13 protein-coding genes are annotated in these 19119 nt (G+C 55.1%); 6 read left to right on the forward strand and 7 right to left on the reverse strand.

Annotated elements, in window-relative coordinates:
- Positions 1–72 precede the first annotated feature (72 nt).
- Both ACSHSR_RS14735 and ACSHSR_RS14740 read left to right on the forward strand, forming a co-directional pair.
- Complete coding sequence (locus ACSHSR_RS14735) at positions 73–1161, forward strand: efflux RND transporter periplasmic adaptor subunit (RefSeq protein WP_413736113.1); 1089 nt, start codon at positions 73–75, stop codon at positions 1159–1161.
- On the forward strand, positions 1158–4244 hold the full coding sequence (locus ACSHSR_RS14740) for an efflux RND transporter permease subunit (RefSeq protein WP_208184537.1): 3087 nt from the start codon (positions 1158–1160) through the stop codon (positions 4242–4244). Before ACSHSR_RS14735 ends, ACSHSR_RS14740 begins: the two co-directional genes overlap by 4 nt.
- Positions 4245–4305: 61 nt before the next feature.
- On the opposite strand, the gene ACSHSR_RS14745 is transcribed toward ACSHSR_RS14740, so the two are convergent.
- Positions 4306–7023 carry a TonB-dependent receptor gene (locus ACSHSR_RS14745; RefSeq protein WP_479630877.1) on the reverse strand — a complete coding sequence of 906 codons (2718 nt, stop codon included), beginning with the start codon at positions 7021–7023 and terminating at the stop codon, positions 4306–4308.
- A gap of 291 nt (positions 7024–7314) precedes the next feature.
- Here ACSHSR_RS14745 and ACSHSR_RS14750 point away from each other — a divergent pair, with 291 nt between their 5' ends.
- A complete protein-coding gene (locus tag ACSHSR_RS14750; protein ID WP_062793298.1) occupies positions 7315–9321 on the forward strand; it encodes a methyl-accepting chemotaxis protein in 2007 nt (668 codons plus the stop codon).
- A gap of 49 nt (positions 9322–9370) precedes the next feature.
- Here the strand turns inward: ACSHSR_RS14750 and ACSHSR_RS14755 are convergent, their stop codons facing one another.
- From ACSHSR_RS14755 to ACSHSR_RS14765, 3 genes are all read right to left on the reverse strand, one after another.
- A complete protein-coding gene (locus ACSHSR_RS14755; RefSeq protein WP_025889849.1) occupies positions 9371–9784 on the reverse strand; it encodes a YbaY family lipoprotein in 414 nt (137 codons plus the stop codon).
- Between the two features lie 11 nt (positions 9785–9795).
- Complete coding sequence (gene tesB, locus ACSHSR_RS14760) at positions 9796–10659, reverse strand: acyl-CoA thioesterase II (protein WP_025889848.1); 864 nt, start codon at positions 10657–10659, stop codon at positions 9796–9798.
- 70 nt (positions 10660–10729) lie between these two features.
- Complete coding sequence (locus ACSHSR_RS14765; protein ID WP_107005718.1) at positions 10730–11614, reverse strand: SDR family NAD(P)-dependent oxidoreductase; 885 nt, start codon at positions 11612–11614, stop codon at positions 10730–10732.
- Between the two features lie 233 nt (positions 11615–11847).
- Between ACSHSR_RS14765 and ACSHSR_RS14770 the strand changes: the two genes are divergently transcribed.
- Positions 11848–12723, forward strand: coding sequence for a 1,4-dihydroxy-2-naphthoate polyprenyltransferase (locus ACSHSR_RS14770; RefSeq protein ID WP_025009392.1), 876 nt, complete (start codon positions 11848–11850; stop codon positions 12721–12723).
- A 92-nt stretch (positions 12724–12815) separates the two neighbouring features.
- Here ACSHSR_RS14770 and gndA read toward each other — a convergent pair whose 3' ends face one another.
- From gndA to ACSHSR_RS14785, 3 genes are all read right to left on the reverse strand, one after another.
- On the reverse strand, positions 12816–14354 hold the full coding sequence (gene gndA, locus ACSHSR_RS14775; protein ID WP_208136782.1) for an NADP-dependent phosphogluconate dehydrogenase: 1539 nt from the start codon (positions 14352–14354) through the stop codon (positions 12816–12818).
- Positions 14355–14511: 157 nt separating this feature from the next.
- Positions 14512–14826, reverse strand: coding sequence for a quaternary ammonium compound efflux SMR transporter SugE (gene sugE, locus ACSHSR_RS14780; RefSeq protein ID WP_025889847.1), 315 nt, complete (start codon positions 14824–14826; stop codon positions 14512–14514).
- A 287-nt stretch (positions 14827–15113) separates the two neighbouring features.
- Positions 15114–17030: a propionyl-CoA synthetase gene (locus ACSHSR_RS14785; RefSeq protein WP_208221963.1), complete on the reverse strand. Its 1917-nt coding sequence runs from the start codon at positions 17028–17030 to the stop codon at positions 15114–15116.
- A gap of 395 nt (positions 17031–17425) precedes the next feature.
- Here ACSHSR_RS14785 and ACSHSR_RS14790 point away from each other — a divergent pair, with 395 nt between their 5' ends.
- Together ACSHSR_RS14790 and ACSHSR_RS14795 are read left to right on the forward strand one after the other, a co-directional pair.
- The gene (locus ACSHSR_RS14790) at positions 17426–17833 is read left to right on the forward strand and encodes a MerR family transcriptional regulator (RefSeq protein ID WP_025009395.1); all 408 of its coding nucleotides are present in this window, start codon (positions 17426–17428) and stop codon (positions 17831–17833) included.
- A 60-nt stretch (positions 17834–17893) separates the two neighbouring features.
- The gene (locus ACSHSR_RS14795) at positions 17894–19063 is read left to right on the forward strand and encodes an isovaleryl-CoA dehydrogenase (protein ID WP_025009396.1); all 1170 of its coding nucleotides are present in this window, start codon (positions 17894–17896) and stop codon (positions 19061–19063) included.
- Positions 19064–19119 lie beyond the last annotated feature (56 nt).

Consider the following 19119-nt stretch of genomic DNA (forward strand, 5'->3'; position numbering starts at 1 on the left):
GACGCCGGAAAACCCAAGGTACCCCGGCCTGAAACCAAATACGTCAGCCACAGGAGCCTGGGCAAAGGTGCGCTGGTTGCCACCCTCACTTTGTTATTATCCCTATCCGCTTGCCAACCACAGCCATCTGAGCACAGTGAAACCAAACCCCCAGTGGTCAACAGTGCCAATCTTGTGTTAAAGCCAGGTTACACCAAGCTGCAGCAATTCAGTGGCAGCGTGCGGGCCGGCAATACCACAGGCATAGGTTTCGAACTCGCAGGCAAGTTGCAAAAACTCCTGGTAGATACAGGTGACAGAGTTAAACCCGGACAATTGTTGGCACAGCTGGATACCAGCTTGCTGGAAGCCGAGCAGACCGAATTACAGGCGGCACTGGATCAGAATCAGGCCGATATCTCGCTGGCCCGGGCAACCTTGAAACGCTCACTGGAGCTCAGTGCTAAACAATATCTTTCCGAGCAGCAACTCGACGAGCTCAAAGGCAAGCTAGCCAGCCTGGAAGCCGGGCACGCCAGGCTGGAAGCCTCACTGAAGGCCAATGAGCTTAAGCGGCAGAAATCGCTTCTCATCGCCCCCTTTGCCGGTGTGATAGCCGCAAGAGAGCATAATCTCGGCGAAGTCATCGCCCTGGGCAGCCCGGTCTTTACCCTGGTGCAGAGCGACAATCTGCAGGCACTGATAGGTGTACCGTTGAATATTGCCGAGCAGTTGCAACCGGGAGCCATTCTCAGTCTCAGAGTCGCCGAACACTACTATCAGGCCAAACTGCAAGGGATCAGCGGCCAAATCAACCCCGTCACCCGCACAGTGCAGCTCAGGTTCAGCATCACCCCCACATCGGAAACGACACCTATCAATGGCGAATTGGCTTATTTGCAGTACCGCCGTGAAGTTCCCCGTGAAGGCTACTGGGTTCCTGTATCGGCGCTCACCGACGGTATTCGCGGTCTGTGGAATCTGTACGTGCTCAAGCAAGATGTCGAAGGGTTTAAACTGCAGCGCCGCGATGTGGAAATTCTCTATACCGAAGGCGACAACGCCTTTATTACCGGTGCCATCAGCCCGGGAGAGCAGTTTGTCACCACAGGCCTGCATAAACTGGTTGCCGGGCAAAGGGTCTCACCGGGAGCGGCATTGACCGCAAGAGGTGGACAATGAACGCTGTTATCAAGGCTTTTGTCGAGAATGGCCGCCTCGCCAGCCTGTTGATAGCCCTGTTGTTGGTTGCCGGACTCGGCGCCATTTCCAGCCTGCCACGCACCGAAGACCCCCATATCACCAACCGCTTTGCCTCTGTGATCACCAGCTATCCGGGCGCTTCCGCCGAACGGGTCGAGGCACTGGTGACTGAAGTACTGGAAAATGAGCTTAGGCGACTTGAGGAACTCAAGCTTATCCAGTCTACCTCAAGACCCGGGGTCTCGGTGATTCAACTCGAGCTCAAAGATAACGTCATAGAAACCGAGCCGGTCTGGTCGAGAGCCAGAGATCTGCTGGCCGATAGCAGCGGCCGCCTGCCACAGAGTGTCAATCCGCCGGTACTGGACGATCAGCTGGGTTACGCCTACACCGCCATCATAGGCCTGGGATGGCACGGCGGCGGTGAAGCGCGCCCCGACATTATCAGCCGTTACGCCAAAGAGTTGCAAAGCAAACTGCGGCTCTTGAGCGGTACAGACTTTGTCAAACTCTATGGCGCGCCGACGGAGGAAATTCTGGTAACGCTGGATGGCGAGCGTATTAATCGTCTCGGACTGACACCGGGAGCCGTTGCCGGAATTCTCAATCAGGCCGATACCAAGGTGTCGGCCGGTGAAATCAACAACCAGAGCTTCCGGGCATTGGTGGAAGTTTCCGGTGAACTGGACTCGCTGGAGCGTATCCGCCAGGTGCCGCTGAAGACCGACAGTTTCGGGCAACTGATCCGCCTTGGCGATATCGCCGTTATCAGCCGCCAGCCCAAGGATCCGCCGGATAATCTGGCGCTGCTGGACGGTGAGCCCGGCATCATGGTGGCCGCCCGCATGCTCAACAACACTCGGGTGGATATCTGGAGTGAACAAGTCCGCCAGGTTGCTGCCGAGCTGGAACAGGGCTTCCCCGCCAATATCCGCATGCAATGGCTGTTTGAGCAAGAGGGGTATACCAATGAGCGTCTGCAGGAGTTGCTCGTCAACCTGCTGCAGGGGTTTGTGCTCATTCTCCTGGTGCTACTGGTGACTGTCGGCATGCGCAATGCGCTTATTGTCGCCTTGTCGCTGCCACTGACAGCACTGTTTACTCTGGCCTGCATGAAGTTTACCGGCCTGCCCATTCATCAGATGTCGGTCACCGGCCTGGTGGTGGCCCTGGGGATCATGGTGGATAACGCCATTGTGATTGTCGATGCCATTGCCCAGCGTCGCCGCGAAGGCATGAGCAAGCTGCAGGCGGTCAATGCCACCATCAGGCACCTGTGGCTGCCGCTCGCCGGCTCTACCATCACCACCATGCTGGCATTCGCACCGATAGTGCTGATGCCGGGCGCCGCCGGCGAGTTTGTCGGTGGCATTGCCATTTCGGTGATCTTTGCCCTGCTCGGCTCCTACCTCATCTCCCACACCCTGATAGCCGGTCTCGCCGGGCGCTTTAGCCGCGCCAGGGACAACAACCGCTGGTACCACCACGGAGTGAATCTGCCAAGGCTTGCCAGAGCCTATCGCCAGACTCTGCAACTGGCGCTTGATTACCCGAAAACTGCCGCGCTGCTGATTGGTATCTTGCCGCTGACAGGCTTTGTGGCCTCCGGGCAGATGACAGAGCAGTTTTTCCCGCCATCGGACAGAAACATGTTCCAGCTGGAGCTCTACCTCTCGCCCCATGCCAGCCTGGCGAGAACAGAGCAGAGAGTCAAACAACTCGATAGTGAGCTGCGCAGTACTGACGGCATAGAAAGCGTCAATTGGGTCATAGGCGGGAACGTGCCCTCCTTCTACTACAACCTGACTCAAAAGCAGCAAGGCGCCAGCCAATACGCCCAGGCAATGGTAAGAACCCGCGACTTTCGCACCGCCAATCGCTTAATCCCCGAGTTGCAACAGCGGCTGGATAAGGACTATCCGGATGCGCAGATCCTGGTGCGTAAACTGGAGCAGGGCCCTCCTTTCAACGCCCCTGTGGAGTTGAGGCTTTATGGCCCCAACCTCGACAGGTTGGCCGAGCTTGGGGATGAGGTGCGGCGAATGTTGGCCGAGACCCGGGATGTGATCCACACCCGGGCAACCCTGAGCCCGGGGGCGCCCAAGGTGTGGCTGCAGCTCGATGAAGATGCCAGCCTGATGGCCGGCCTGAATCTGGGAGAAATCGCCTCGCAGATTCAGATGTCCACCACAGGCATCACAGGCGGTAGCCTGCTGGAGCAAACCGAATCGCTGCCGGTGAGAGTCAAGCTGGGTGCCGGTGTCGGCGAGCAGCAATCCAGGCTGTCACAGATAAGTCTGCTGTCGCCCAATGGTGAGTCGATTCCACTTTCGGCCGTGAGTCAAAGCCATGTCAATGCCAGTCGCGGCGCCATTCCTCACTATAATGGCCAGCGGGTCAATATTCTCGAAGCCTATATCGCCTCTGGCGTGCTGCCGCAAAAAGTGCTGGAGCGAGTCAAACCCAAACTGGCCGAGCTTAAACTGCCCGCCTCCTACCGAATAGAGATAGGCGGTGAGAGTGCCAAGCGTGATGAAGCCGTGGGTAATCTGCTCTCCAATATCGTCTTGGTGATCACCGCATTGCTGACAGTGCTGGTACTCTCTTTCAACTCCTTCAGGCTGACGGGAATCATTCTGCTCAGCGCCCTGCAATCGGCGGGGCTCGGGCTGCTGGCGGTCTGGGCTTTGGGTTATCCCTTTGGCTTTACCGTGATAATAGGTCTGCTGGGCTTGATGGGCCTGGCTATCAATGCCGCGATAGTGATCCTGGCCGAACTCGAGTCCGAGCCTATGGCACGCGCCGGCGACACCGAAGTCATTCTCGCCGGGGTGATGAGTTGCAGTCGTCATATAGGTTCAACCACCATCACTACAGTAGGCGGCTTTCTGCCACTTATTCTGGGCGGCGGCGGTTTTTGGCCCCCCTTTGCCATAGCCATTGCCGGAGGCACGGCACTGACCACCCTCTTGTCTCTGGTTTGGGTACCTGTGGTCTACTCTCTATGGCTGAAACCTCGGCCAGAATGCTCCCGCGATTTGGCAATGGCGAACCAATTTTGATCAAAAAAGGCACACCCAAACGGGTGTGCCTGAAGATCCAACGAGGATCAAGGGAGCGGCGTTAAAACGCCTGACGGAAGCCGGCCCAGTAGGTTCGACCCCGGATATCGTACAGGTTGGAGTTATAGCTGCCGTCGTAGGCCAGCACTGGGCCCTCATCGGTGAGGTTGGTTACCCCCAGCGACAAGCTGTTGTTCCAGGGTAAGGTATAGGTGTAACTGAGGTTGTGATACCAGATACTGTCGAGTTCATAGAGCTTGCCGTCATCAATAGTTTGCCCCGTCGCCGGATCCCAACTGTCATCAAGAACATCCCAGCTGGTTTGACTACCGATAAAATTACTGAAATAGCTGACGGCATGGTCGCCATAGTTCCAGTCCAGCGTCAGATTCAATCTATCCTCCGGGGTGCCCTCTCGCCCGGCGACATCATCCCCCAGCACCTGTTCTCCGGCGCTGGCATAGGTATAGGTATACTTGAAGTAGTGTGACCAGCCGAGGCCCAACTTCCAGTCACCAAACTCTGTTTCCAGGGTGCCACTGAAGCTGAGATCCAGCCCCTCACGCTCACTGCGGCCGAGATTGAGTTTCTGACTCTGCACATAATCGATACGGCCATTACCCAAACGGGAAATCGCAGTGCCAGGATAGATATCGCTGACATCGGGTCTGGGCTGCCCCTGGGCATCTGCCGCCTGCCAGAGTCTTGCCTGGGTGCGGACGATTTCACTGGCCGACAACTCTTCGATCATATTGGTGATCTCCAGCGACCAATAATCTACCGAGACATTGAAATTGTCATTGATATCCCATACCAGCCCCAGGTTGTAGGATTCAGACTCTTCGGCTTTGAGTTCCAGATTGCCGCCTGTCAAGGTCGGTGCATTGTCGGTGCGGCTGCAAGAGTCGATATCTTCCTGATTATCGTAACAACTCAGGTAGTTGGTAATATCGCCATAGCTTTCGCTGGTGCCCTGATAGAGATCCGACAGAGTCGGCGCTCTGAATCCTGTGCCCCAGGATGCCCTCAACATCAAGGACTCCAGCGGCCGATAACGCAGCGACAACTGGGGGTTGAAGGTACCGCCGAAATCCGAGTAATCATCGTAGCGCCCGGCCAGATTCAACTCCAGCGAGTCAAATAATGGCAGCATAAGCTCGAAGTAGGTAGCCCAAACTTCACGCTCACCCTCGCCGCCACTGCCACCGTTGCCGCCGGTTATCATGCCGGCCTCAGCCAAGGCATCCACCTTGGAATCCAGTGATTCTTCACGATAGGAAGCGCCGACATACAAGGCACTGAAGCCACCGGGCAACTCAAACAAATCCATGGAAGCGCCGCCATTGATATCCAGATAGGTAGCCGTCATGCGCTTATCATAGTTGGCGGTAGCGCCACCGGGCATAGGGGAATTCGGGTCTCTGGGGTCCCAGCCGACAAAGTTGTTGCTGTTTGTGTCCCAATGGCCGATAAGATCTGAGCTGGCGCCCTTGAGTTGATAGCCAGTCCCCCAAGTGAAGTTGCTGTATTTATTGTAGTTGAATGCAAGATCCCAACTGATAAAGTAGGCAGTGCCGTTGAGCGCCAGCAGATAGTCAAAGATGTTGTCATGATGCTCGGCGACCCTGTCACCCGCGGTATCGAAGCGAAAGTTCATTCCGGCAGAAGGGTCGGCCATCAGCTCAACCAACTCGAGCCCCTCGGCCGTGGTATAGGCGGGTAAACCATTGGGAATGCTGATCCAGGCCGGGACCGGCGCCGAAATATCCCGGGTCTCATTGGCGGCCCAATAGGCTCTGGCAGTCAGTTGCAGCGAATCACTCAGCTCATAGGTATAGTGCAACAGGGTATTGTTGCGGCTCTGATCCACTGTAGTGGCTGCGGCCTTGGTATAGTCATAGGCGCACAGGGTATCGCCGGGATAATCGCTGTCGTTCAGCACACCGACAAACTTATCACCATAAACATCGGCGCAGTCTCTGTCACTGTTGGCAAAGGGAGCCGAATAAACCCAGTTTCCTGCCGCCCCTTGGGTCAGCACCCTGCCGGTGGGCGAAATATTGACCCAATCCTGATAGTCGGATGCATCGCCACCCGGTACCACAAAGGGTTGGGTAAACCAGCGCTGCGACTGCATGATGGGTTTCTGCTCATAGTGTTCAAAGGTGAACACCAGATGGCCCTTATCGGAATTGAGTCCACCGGTGAACGACAGATTGGAGGAATCACCGCCTTCATTGCTGGGCCTGTCCATACGACCGTCGAGCTGGATACCCTCGAAGTCCTTCTTGAGAATAATATTGACCACACCGGCAATGGCGTCTGTACCGTAAATCGCCGAGGCGCCGTCTGTCAGTATCTCAATTCGCTCGACCGCCGCCATGGGAATAGTATTGATATTGGCCGCACCGCCATCCAGCACAGGGGACTTGGCCATACGTTTGCCATCCAGCAGCGTCAACGTATTGAAGGCCGAAGCCCCTTTGAGTTGTACCGTGGCCTGGGAACCCCAACCATTGTTGGAACCACCGCCCCAGGAACCGAAGGCGTTGAGGTTGGAGGAACGCAAGGCATCGCCGACCGTGGCAAACCCTGACTTGGCCAGCTCATCGGCGGTGATAGTGGTGATCGGGGTCGCGCCTTCCATATCGACACGCTTAATCCTCGACCCTGTGACTTCAATCCGTTCCACCTGTTCTGCCGCGCTCTGTTCGGCCCAAGCCGATGCCGAAGCCCCCAACAGGCAGGAAATGGCGATAGCCAATGGCTGCATTCTCATACTCGTTCTCCCTTCCTCTAATATTAATCAATCAGTTAGCTCTATTTATCTTTCTACTCCCTGGCTTGCCCCACTTTTGTTTTAACCCGTAGCGGTAACAAAACCGCAACTTTTATATCGCATACTTTATTTTGTATACAATATAGAGAGCTAAAAACTTGCCCAAACTGTACTGCTGTAATCAAGCTTCCTCTAAAATAAAGGGGCGAGCCCATAGTTAGATTCAGGTCAAAACTTGTTTAACGTGAATGAGATAAAGTTCAACAAACCGGTCATACAGGAATAACGATAATGAATTACCGCAACTGGCCTATCGCCAAACAGATCGGCACACTGGCTTTTGTGCTGACGATTTTGGTGTTTGGCATCCTGAGTAGCATCTCCTACCTGACAGCCTCATCGACCTTGAAAGAGAAAGCGATAACCGCCATGGAGCAACAGATCCATGGGGTCGATGATCTGCTGGCATTGCAATACGAGAGCCTGTTGTCCCTGGCCCGTCGCAATGCCGATGTATTCAGGGCCATGTATCCAGGCCAATTCCATAAACCGGAAAACAAAACTGTCAGAGTCCTGGGGATAGATACCCCGGCATTGATGCATGAAAAGGAACAGCTCAACTCCTCCCGCAGTAAAGTCGACAGATATGCCAACCTCACAGGCGGGAATGCCACTGTGTTCGTTCGTGACGGCGATGACTTTCTACGTATTGCCACCTCACTGAAAAAGGCCGATGGCAGCCGCGCTCTGGGGACTTATTTGGGAACAAAACACCCGGGCTATCAAAAACTTATTCAGGGCCAGGTCTATGAGGGCTATGCCAAGTTGTTCGGCCGCGACTATATGACGGTTTACCGTCCGGTCAAGGATGTTCAGGGCTCAGTGATAGGTATTCTCTATATAGGCTTCGACATCAGTGACTCTCTGGTGCAGTTGCAGCAGTCGGTCAAACAGCTGCGCCTGGAAGAAAGCGGCAACTACCTGCTGCTGCGCCGCGCCGACAAGGTGGTAGTGGCTCATCCCAGCCTGGCTCAGGGACAAACCGTGACAGAGGCAGAGCTCGATGGCTTGCCACTCGATGAGCTGATGAACAGTGAAGGGGTCAAGAGCTATCACAACAGCAAAGGCGTGGAGATGATTGCCTACAGCGCTACCATTCCCGGCTGGAACTGGGAGCTTATCGGTCAGGTCAAAGCCGCCGAGTTAAATGAGGAAAGCCAGACTCTTTTACTGATCAACGCCCTGGTTGCCGTGATTGGTATTCTGGTGATCACCGCCCTGCTCTCTGTCGTGCTGGTACGCACTGTCAGACCACTGCAAACCTTGCAGCGCCACATGGAAAACCTGGGCAAAGGCGACTTCAGCCATGACCTGCCCAAGCTCGACAGCCGCAGCGAAAACGAAGTGGTACGGATAAGCAACAGCGTCACCGAAATGACCCAGGGACTAAAACAGCTGATCCAGGCATTGCAAGGCTCAGTACAAACTCTGGAATACCAGGCCGAACAGGCCCAGGAAGTTGCCCGTCTCAACGGCGACGAAGCTCAGGCTCTAATGGCTCAAACCGATCAGATAGCGACTGCCATTGAGGAGATGTCCACTTCGATACGCGATGTGGCCAACCACGCCGGTGAAAGCGCCAACCAGAGCCAACAGGTAGATGAAGCCTCCCGCGCCGGACACCAGCAACTGACCCAGGTGGTGCAAGGGCTGGAAACCCTCAGCAGACAGTTGAGCGAGAGCCATACCGCCGTCGAAGGGGTGGCCAAAGAGAGTGAAGCCATCAACACCATCACTGAAGTTATCAATGGCATCGCCGAGCAAACCAACCTGCTGGCACTGAACGCCGCCATCGAAGCCGCCCGCGCCGGCGAACAAGGGCGCGGTTTTGCCGTGGTGGCCGATGAAGTGCGCACTCTGGCAAGCCGCACTCAGGCATCGATTTCGGAAATCGGCCAGACCATCACCTCACTGCAGGCCAAGGTCAAGGACACGGCTACACGCATGGATCAGAGTCATCAGTTGGGTAATCGCTCCGCCGAGCAGGGAGAGGAAGCCAACAATCAGTTGACCGCCATTGCCCAGCGGATTGCCGATCTGGCGGTATCTGTCAGCAGTATTGCCAGTGCCACAGAGCAGCAAAGCGCGGTGGCCGATGAAGTCACCCGTAATCTGCACCAGATAACAGATCTGGCCCGCGAAGGCGATATCCGCGCCACAGAAACCGTCAACTCCGCCAGAGAGTTGACCGAGCTGGCCGCCGCCTTGAAGAAACAGATAAGTATTTTCAGAGTGTAACAAGTAAAAAGGCGCCCAAGTGGCGCCTTTTCATATCCTGCGGCAACGCTTAACGCTGATCCAATTGCGGTAAAGGCACCGCCTTCATCAGCACTTCGGTGGTAAATTTGTCATTGTTGATCACAGGGTATCTGTCATAGGTCTGGAATATCACTCGCCCCTGATACTGGATCATGGCCACCACACCATAGTTGACATTGGACTCAACGGTTTCCGCCGGCAAAATGAATTTGAACGGCACCGGCGCCCTGGCAATATCAAAGCTCTTTTGTGCCACGATTACCCCTGGGGTATCCAAATCTATGATGGCAATTGTGATACTTGAACCTTGAGGCAAGGCCACTCTTTCCAGGTAGCCCGCCGCCCCGTTGACGATAACCGGTGCCTTGGGGTCAACCGTAACACAGGCACCGAGAAAGACTATCCCGGCGGCAACGACCAGCCCTTTTACATATTTAATCATCTTTCATTCCCTTATTTGGCAGTCATACGTATCAGGCCTTCCTGAGTGGCCGAAGCCACCAGTTCTCCCTGTTGGTTGAAGAACTGCCCTCTCACATAACCCCGGCCACCACTGGCATTGGGGCTCTCTATGGCATACAGCAACCACTCGCCCATATTGACCGGACGATGGAACCAGAGTGAATGATCTATGGTGGCCATCCGCATCCCTGGGGTCAGAAATGACACCCCATGAGGCTGAGCTGCCGTCACCAAAAAGTTGAAATCCGAAGCGTACGCCAGCAGGTAATCGTGCATTTCATGCTCAGGCGGCAAGGCGCCATTGGCCCGCAGCCAAACATGGCGTACAGGTTCAGTCGCCGCAGGTGCCACAGGGTTGAGCGGATTGACCAGGCGCATCTCGATGGGGGCATCGGCCATAAACTTCTCCAGCATTCTGGCGGGCACCTTGTCCCTCATGGTCATCGCCAATTCCTGCTGATTGAGTATCCCTTCAGGGCCGGGAACCTCCGGCATTTCTGCCTGGTGGCTGAAACCCTCCTCCGGCTCCTGGAAGGAACAGGTCATGTAGAAAATCGGCCGCCCTTTCTGAATCGCCTTCACCTGACGGGCACTGAAACTGCCGCCATCACGCATGTTTTCGACTTCGTAGACTATCGGCAACTTTTCATCGCCTGCCCGTAAAAAATAGGAATGCAGTGAATGCACCTGGCGCTCTTGCGGCACAGTGCGACGGGCAGCGCTGAGGGCTTGGCCCATGACCTGACCGCCAAACACATGACCAAAACCCAGATCCTGGCTCTGGCCCCGATAAAGTCCAATTTCTATCTGTTCAAGCGCGAGCAGTGACAAGAGATCATCTAAAACCTGGCTCATAAAATTCTGTTAACTGGCTGACATATACCGCAAAGATTAACCCAGAACCGCCCTTCGTGACCAGAAGCCTTTATTCTATCTCTATATCATGCTCGGCAGCGGCCTGCCTGGCCCATTTGACGATTTGTGCCTCTCCGCTGTCGCTGAATCCCAGCGGAGTGGCCACACTCAGCTCCGGCCATGCTCTGGCCAAAAGCTCAGGCGTACAGGCGCCGGCATGGAAATAACCCGGCTCGGTTTCAGCCATTCTCACTCGGCTGATACTGCCGGCCGCCGCCAAAAGATGCTGGCCATTAGGCGCCTGCTCACTGAGCAGAAACAACCCGGCCGCCAAAGGTGCATTCACCCCAAACAGGGGTTGCACCGGCAGTGCCAGATGTTTTTCCGTCATGGGTGTAGTGACCATGGGGCAGAGGCTGTTCACGCGGATATTGTGAATACTGCCTTCACGACTGAGACTATTGGTTAATCCAAGCAAAGCCATCTTGGCACTGGCCCAGGCACTTTCGAATAGATCGCCGAAAACACCGCTGACACCGCCGAGCAGCAGGATCCGGCCATACTCCTGTGCCTTCATTCGCGACCAGAGGCCGTGACAAAGGAAGAAACTGCCATCGAGATCCACCTGCAACTGCCGTCGCCACTGTTTGGCAGTCATCTTTTCAAATGAGCAGGGATGGTGGATCCCGGCGCAGGCCACCAGCAGCTCTATCGTGCCAAAGTGGTCGCAGGCTTCCTGCAACACCTTGGCTACCCGCTGTTCGTCGGCAACATCACATTGCCAGGCTTTGGCATCGGCCCCCAAAGCAGAAAGCGCATTCAAGGTATCTTTACAGCTGTCGATATCCAGCAGCGCCAGGCTGGCGCCCCTTTGTGCCAATCCTATGGCAAAAGCCCGCCCCAAGCCCGAGGCGGCACCGCTGATAAGGGCTGTCCTGCCCCCAAACCCCATCATATTAACCTCTGCATTAGCATTAAGCCCATGAAATACCGGGTATTCTTTAACAATAAGAACACATAAAACCCAAGGGTAATTTGATTATGGCTGCATTTTTTTAATCCGCACGGGTACAAATGTGCGCTGACTCAAACTCTGTTAAATGCATTTATCCGATTGTGCTAACTTTCAAGTGGAAAATTGGTATCCTTAGCTTGTTTTTCCGTCTTTAACTCTGAAGAAAGGACAAGATGAACCCCTGGATTTTAGCCTCACGGCCGCGCACCTTGCCTGCGGCGATAGGACCCTTGCTGATAGGCAACATACTGGCTCTGCAACTGGAGAGCTTCAGTTGGGCCATTGCAGTGGCGTCCATGGTCTGTGCCCTGTTACTGCAGATTGCAGTTAATCTGGCCAATGACTATTTTGATTTTAAAAACGGTATAGATACCGAGGAGCGACTGGGGCCGATAAGGGTCACCCAGAGTGGTTTGCTCGATCCGCAGAAAGTACGCAACGCGATGATTTTTTGCCTCTTGCTGGCATTGGTAGTGGGGTCTTTCCTCATTTGGCACGGAGGCTGGCCAATCGCCATTCTGGCGGCGGCTTCCATTATGGGCGCCCTGGGTTACAGCGGCGGCCCATACCCGCTGGCCTCACACGGCCTTGGCGAAGTGGCGGCCTTTATCTTCTTTGGCTTGGTAGCCGTTGTCGGCAGCTACTACCTGCAGGCCGGTGATACCAGCACCGCAGCCTGGATTTTGGGTAGCGCCGTGGGCCTGCTCAATGCCGCCATCTGCCTGGTTAACAACACCCGTGATATCTATACCGACGAGAAAGCCGGCAAGCGCACTTTGGCGGTACGCATAGGTGAGGCCCAGTCCAAGGTGCTGTATCAGGCGTTGGTTTACTTACCCTTCGGCCTGATTATCGCAGGCTTCCTGCTGGGTTTGCTGCCTGGGCTGCCTGTGCTGCTGACCGGCCTCGCGCTGCTGATGGCCCGCAGGCTGTCCAGCGATTTCACGCAAGTATCGGGCGCGGCGCTGAATCCCCTGCTGGGACGTACAGCCAAACTGACCATGATGTTCAGTGCCCTGTTCAGCTTAGGCTTGGTGTTTACCATTTAACCCAGGGAAGCAATAACAAAGGCTTCCACTGTCATACAGTTGGAAGCCTTTTTGTTGTTCGGCGATTATGTTCTGCCCGACTCGGTTTTACCTCAATCCAGCTTAATCAGCGGCCGCTTGGGGTCACTCCAATCCAGGTGATAACGCTCGTTGGCAGCTTGGTCTATGCGCTCAAAACTATGCGATCCGAAAAAGTCCCGTTGCCCCTGCAACAGATTGGCTGGCAGCGTTTCACTGCGATAACTGTCGTAGTAAGAAAGCGCCGATGAGATGCAGGGCACAGGCACACCTGCAAGCACCGCCTTGGCAACCGTTTGCCGCCATGCCTGCTGGCGCGCCGAAAGCGTTGAAGCAAAGCCATCGGCCAACAGCAAATTGGCCAATTCCGGCTCGCTGTCGTAGGCTGCGGCTATGGATTGCAGGAATCTGGCGCGAATAATACAGCCGGCGCGCCAAATCCTGGCGATGGCGGCAAAATCCAGCTGCCATCCCTGCTCCTGAGCCTGCATCGCCATCAACTGGAACCCCTGGGCATAACAGCTCACCTTGGCGCAATAGAGTGCACTCTCCAGGCCATCAATAAAGCTTTGTTGCTCCTCCGAGGCCGCCGATTGAGTGTCTCGCGCTTCGGGACCGACCAACTTGCTGGCCAAACTCTGGCGCAGAACCTTTTGAGTGCTGATGGCGCGGGCATAAACCGCTTCCGCCATAGTGGGCGCCGGGCAACCTATCTGCAGGCTGCTGACAGCCGTCCACAGGCCAGTACCCTTCTGCCCCGCCTTATCGAGGATCATCTCTACCAGAGGCTTGTCGCTCAATGGGTCCTGTTGCCGCAAGACCTCGGCGCTGATTTCCATCAGATAACTGGAGAGCACACCTGTATTCCAGCGCTCGAACACCCGGGCAATGGCGTAGGCATCAAAGCCCAGCACTTGGCTTAGCAAATGATAAGCCTCGCAAATCAACTGCATGTCGGCATATTCAATGCCGTTGTGCACCATCTTCACATAGTGACCGCTACCGGCCGGGCCTATGTAAGCCGTGCAGGGCTCCCCTTGGGTAACCGGGTTGCCGGGCTCGAATCTCTCCAGCGGCAATCCGGTGTCACCATCCACCTTGGCAGCTATCGCCCGCCAAATGGGAGCAACCCGCTCCCAGGCCTTGATATCACCGCTTGGCATCAGTGAGGGCCCGAATCTGGCCCCCACCTCACCGCCGGATACGGCTGAGCTGAAGAAGATAAACTGATCGCGATAGCGCTGCTCCCGCGCTATGGTGTCTGTCCACAGGCTATTGCCCGTGTCTATGACTATATCCTCGTGCTCAATTCCGGCATCGAGCAGGGATTGGCATACGGCATCGACTGCCGTACCGGCCGGGATGGACAACAGCAGGATGCGCGGTGTTGCTAAATTTGCCATCAAATCAGTAAGATTATTACAGCCAAACAGCAATTGTTCCCTCTCGGTCACTTCCGCCTTGGCCTGGTTTTCGGCAGCTGTCACTTTGCGACTGTCCAGATCGAACGCCGCGACCCGATAGCCGTTATCTATGATATTGAGAGCGAGATTCTTGCCCATAACACCCAGGCCTATGACCCCGATGTCAGAAAGATGCTTGTGGGTTTGCATTGTTATTAATTCCACGGGTAGCAGAGGAGCCGGCCGTTTTGCGAGCAAACAGCCGGCCTTGAGTGGATTAATTATACTGATTAACGAAAGTTAATTACCAGTCACCCTTGGCGATAACCTTGTTTGAAAAACACGATTAACAGGCAAACCTCTGGGTTCAGCTGGCCAGTTTCAGCCCCAAGACACCGATAAAAATCAACAGTAAACTGCCGATTTTCATCAGGCTGGCGCTCTCGCCGAACAGCCAGATACCCACCAATGCCGTGCCCATGGCACCTATGCCAACCCAAACACCGTAAGCCGTGCCTATGGGCAATGACTTGGTCGCCAGCCCAAGCAAACCGACACTGATGGCCATGGCGCCCAAGGTCAACAGACTCGGAGTTAACTTGGTAAAGCCCTGGGTATATTTAAGGCCTATGGCCCAACCGATTTCGAACAAACCAGCGAGGATTAAGAGTATCCAGTTCATGGACCCTTCCCTTTTTAAAAAGGGGTCGTCCCCGGTAATAGATAAGGCGCTTGCAGGGTCGTCCCTGCGGCCTGAATGATAAGGCTACATAGTGTAGCTTAAGTTGCAAGCCTGAATGTAAAACTTGGATGCAACTACTTTGAATGTAACTACTTGCCCCGAACGGAGCAGCGGCATCTTAGCAAAGGCCGACTAAAAGGGCAAAGTGTAAGAGGCGCGCCTTTGCAACATGAAAAACAGCTAAAAAAACGCCTGCCGACGGCAGGCGCAAAAGGAGAAAGTCAACCTCAGGCGTGCTCTTTCACCAGAGAATCGGCATAGCCCATGCGGGTCAGCGCGGTGCGTACCAGATCCAGAGTAGCGGGATCCTCTATGGTTGCCGGCGCCTTGAACTCCTGGTTGTCGGCAATTTTACGCATGGTGCCACGCAGTATCTTGCCGGAGCGGGTCTTGGGCAACTTGGGCACGGCGCTTACCAAACGAAACGCCGCCACCGGGCCTATTTCCTTGCGCACCAGGGCCACCAGCTCCTTGTGTAGCTGCTCCTCGCTCAGGGTATTGCCCATCTTGAGCACCACCAATCCCAGCGGCACCTGGCCCTTGAGCTTATCTTCCACACCGATAACCGCTGCTTCAGCCACTGCCGGATGCTGACAAAGCACCTCTTCAAAACGTCCGGTCGATAATCTGTGACCGGCCACATTAATGATGTCATCGATGCGACTCATGATGTAAAGATAGCCCTCTTCATCCATATAGCCGGCATCTCCGGTGAGATAATAGCCGGGATACATGGCCAGATAGCTGTCATGGTAGCGCTTATTGTTTTGCCACAGCGTGGTCAGGGTTCCGGGCGGCAGAGGCAGTTTGATCACCACATTGCCCGACTGCCCGGGAGCCACCTGCTCACCCATTTCGTCCAATACTTCCACCTGATAACCGGGCACGGCTCTGGCCGGTGACCCGGCTTTGACCCGAATAGGGGCTACACCCATCAGGTTGGCGGCAATCGCCCATCCTGTTTCGGTTTGCCACCAGTGATCTATTACTGGCTTGGCCAGCTTCTCGGCCGCCCAGTTGAGGGTATCCGGATCACAACGTTCGCCGGCCAGAAACACATTTTTCAGGCAAGAGAGATCGCTTTGAGCTACATAGCTTGCCTCCGGGTCCTCACGTTTGATGGCACGAATCGCAGTCGGTGCGGTGAAGAAACTCTTGACCTTGTACTTGGATATGGTGCGCCAGAAAGTGCCGGGATCCGGGGTGCCCACAGGTTTGCCTTCAAACAGCAAGGTGGTGGCGCCTACCAGCAGCGGTGCGTAGACAATATAGGAGTGACCCACTACCCACCCCACATCCGAGGCTGCCCAGAAGACATCGCCTGCGTCTATGTCGTAAATAGCCTTCATCGACCAGGCCAGAGCCACGGCGTGGCCGCCATTGTCGCGCACCACACCTTTTGGCTGCCCTGTGGTGCCGGAGGTGTAGAGAATGTACAGGGGATGAGTGGCTTCGACCGCCACACAATCGGCCGGGCTCGCCTGACAGATGGCATTCTGCCAGTCATGATCCCGCCCGGGCTGTAACTCGGCCTGATACTGGCTGCGGCCGAGAATAAGGCAATTTTCCACCTTGTGCTCAGACTGTTCCAGCGCCTTGTCCAGTAATGGCTTATAAGGCACAACGCCTGAGGGTTCTATACCGCAGGAGGCAGACAACACCAGTCTGGGTTTGGCATCGTTGATCCGGGTTGCCAACTCATTGGCGGCAAAACCGCCGAACACCACTGAATGTATCGCCCCTATGCGGGCACAGGCCAGCATGGCAAACACGGTTTCCGGCACCATGGGCATATAGATAACGACTCTATCGCCCTTATTGATACCGACAGATTGCATCCAGCCCGCCAGGCGGCTCACCTGCTGCTGCAATTCGTTATAGCTGATGCCGTACTCGGTATCTGTTACCGGGCTGACATATTGAATGGCGGTCTGTTCGCCACGCCCTGCGGCCACATGCCTATCCACCGCGTTATAGCAGGTGTTGAGCATGCCACCACTAAACCAGCGGTAAAATGGCGCCTCACTCTCATCCAGCACCTGCTCCCAGGGCTGTTGCCAATCTATGGCACGGGCACACTCGCCCCAAAACTGTGTCTTGTCCTCGAGTGACGCCTTATACAGGGCTAAACCCGGATCTATCATTATCTGTCCTCCCAAAGGACGCCGTTCTGCGACGGCACTGCGTTCCCTTCCTTCCTGGGACAATTAATAGTCTTTTTTGGCCCCGTCCCCAATTAGACGTTAGCCTAAAACCCTGCTCTAACTGCGCCTTTTGGCTTGCGGGCATTTTGCTGTTTATCCGCTCCTGCCTTCAAAATGATTGGAATGCAAACATAGGCATAGCGAAGGGCGACATGCATTGCTATCTGCTGCTGTGAGATAAATGAACAGCCAACTGAAACGAGTGTTTCAATACGGGCAAAGGCCGATGGCAGCAGGGATTGACACCTCACAGTTCGCAAAATGCCACAACAAACTTTACCTTTACGTAAACTTCATATATCTTGCCAAACAAGTTCCATTTTATGGTGTTATCGATGAGCGCAAACCACAATCCACAAACCACTTACTCCATCAGTGATCTGTCAAAGGAATTTGATATCACCACCCGCAGCATCCGCTTCTATGAAGATCAGGGGCTGCTCAAACCCAGGCGTCGTGGTCAGACCCGTATCTACAGTCTCAAGGACAGAGTCAGACTGAAACTTATTCTGCGCGGCAAGCGTCTGGGCTTTTCCCTAGCGGAAACCCGCCGACTGTTTGAACTCTACGATGCCGACAAGAGCAGCCATGCACAGCTCAATACCATGTTGGCCCTGATCGAAGAGAAGAAAACCTCACTGCAACAGCAGATGGACGATATCAAGGTGGTGTTGATGGAACTCAATTCTGCCGAACTTCAGTGCCGTCAGGCGCTGGATGACATGGAGCAGGAAAAAGCCTGAGCCATTGACCAAACACCATAATAATAAAATAAAAATATTAACTTACAGGACATCAAGCCAATGAACTCTCTCTACTCAAGCCTCAACTTTGGACTCGGTGAAGAAATCGATATGCTGCGGGATGCAGTCAACGGTTTCGCCGCCAATGAAATCGCCCCCATTGCCGCCAAGGTGGATCAGGACAACGCCTTCCCCAACGAGCTTTGGCCTCAGTTCGGCGACATGGGGCTGCTTGGGATAACAGTCCCAGAAGAGTTCGGCGGTGCCAACATGGGTTATCTGGCGCACGTAGTGGCCATGGAAGAGATATCCCGCGCTTCGGCGTCCATAGGTTTATCCTACGGCGCCCACTCCAACCTGTGCGTCAACCAGATCAACCGCAACGGCAATCAGGCCCAGAAGGAAAAATACCTGCCCAAACTGGTCAACGGCGAGCATATAGGCGCACTGGCGATGAGTGAACCCAACGCAGGTTCGGACGTGGTTTCCATGAAGCTGCATGCCCGCAAGGAAGGCGACCGTTACATTCTCAACGGCAATAAAATGTGGATCACCAATGGCCCGGATGCCCACACCTATGTGATTTACGCCAAAACCGACTTGGACAAGGGCCCGCACGGGATTACCGCCTTTATCGTCGAGCGCGGCTTCAAAGGCTTCTCCCAGGCGCAGAAGCTCGACAAGCTGGGAATGCGCGGCTCCAACACCTGTGAACTGGTATTCGAAGACTGCGAAGTCCCGGAAGAAAATATTCTCGGCGGCCTCAACCAGGGGGTGAAGGTACTGATGAGCGGCCTCGACTACGAGCGGGTGGTGCTCAGCGGCGGCCCTCTTGGGATAATGACCGCCTGCATGGACATAGTGATGCCCTATATGCACGAGCGGGTGCAGTTCGGCAAATCCATCGGCGAATTCCAACTGGTGCAGGGCAAACTGGCCGACATGTATACAGGCATGAATGCCGCCAAGTCCTATATCTATAACGTCGCCAAGTCCTGCGATCGCGGCGAAACCACACGTAAAGATGCCGCCGGTGCCATTCTCTACAGCGCCGAGCTCGCCACCAAGATGGCACTGGACGCCATTCAGTTGCTGGGCGGCAACGGCTATATCAACGAATACGCTACAGGTCGCCTGCTGCGCGATGCCAAGCTCTATGAAATCGGCGCCGGTACTTCGGAAATCCGCCGCATGCTCATCGGCCGCGAGCTGTTCAACGAAACCAAGTAATGGCGAATGCCGGGGCCGTTCAAGCGGCCCTTCACGCTCCCCCATTCAGTCGAAAA

It is taken from the genome of Shewanella sp. VK101 (genome assembly GCF_056497865.1).

What these genes read in the sequence shown, in the direction of transcription:
- ACSHSR_RS14750 (WP_062793298.1), top strand. Translation starts at nt 7,315, where the DNA reads ATGAATTACCGCAACTGGCCTATCGCCAAACAGATCGGCACACTGGCT.
- sugE (WP_025889847.1), bottom strand. Translation starts at nt 14,826, where the DNA reads ATGAACTGGATACTCTTAATCCTCGCTGGTTTGTTCGAAATCGGTTGG.
- ACSHSR_RS14770 (WP_025009392.1), top strand. Translation starts at nt 11,848, where the DNA reads ATGAACCCCTGGATTTTAGCCTCACGGCCGCGCACCTTGCCTGCGGCG.
- ACSHSR_RS14785 (WP_208221963.1), bottom strand. Translation starts at nt 17,030, where the DNA reads ATGATAGATCCGGGTTTAGCCCTGTATAAGGCGTCACTCGAGGACAAG.
- ACSHSR_RS14745 (WP_479630877.1), bottom strand. Translation starts at nt 7,023, where the DNA reads ATGAGAATGCAGCCATTGGCTATCGCCATTTCCTGCCTGTTGGGGGCT.
- tesB (WP_025889848.1), bottom strand. Translation starts at nt 10,659, where the DNA reads ATGAGCCAGGTTTTAGATGATCTCTTGTCACTGCTCGCGCTTGAACAG.
- ACSHSR_RS14755 (WP_025889849.1), bottom strand. Translation starts at nt 9,784, where the DNA reads ATGATTAAATATGTAAAAGGGCTGGTCGTTGCCGCCGGGATAGTCTTT.
- ACSHSR_RS14795 (WP_025009396.1), top strand. Translation starts at nt 17,894, where the DNA reads ATGAACTCTCTCTACTCAAGCCTCAACTTTGGACTCGGTGAAGAAATC.
- ACSHSR_RS14765 (WP_107005718.1), bottom strand. Translation starts at nt 11,614, where the DNA reads ATGATGGGGTTTGGGGGCAGGACAGCCCTTATCAGCGGTGCCGCCTCG.
- gndA (WP_208136782.1), bottom strand. Translation starts at nt 14,354, where the DNA reads ATGCAAACCCACAAGCATCTTTCTGACATCGGGGTCATAGGCCTGGGT.
- ACSHSR_RS14790 (WP_025009395.1), top strand. Translation starts at nt 17,426, where the DNA reads ATGAGCGCAAACCACAATCCACAAACCACTTACTCCATCAGTGATCTG.
- ACSHSR_RS14740 (WP_208184537.1), top strand. Translation starts at nt 1,158, where the DNA reads ATGAACGCTGTTATCAAGGCTTTTGTCGAGAATGGCCGCCTCGCCAGC.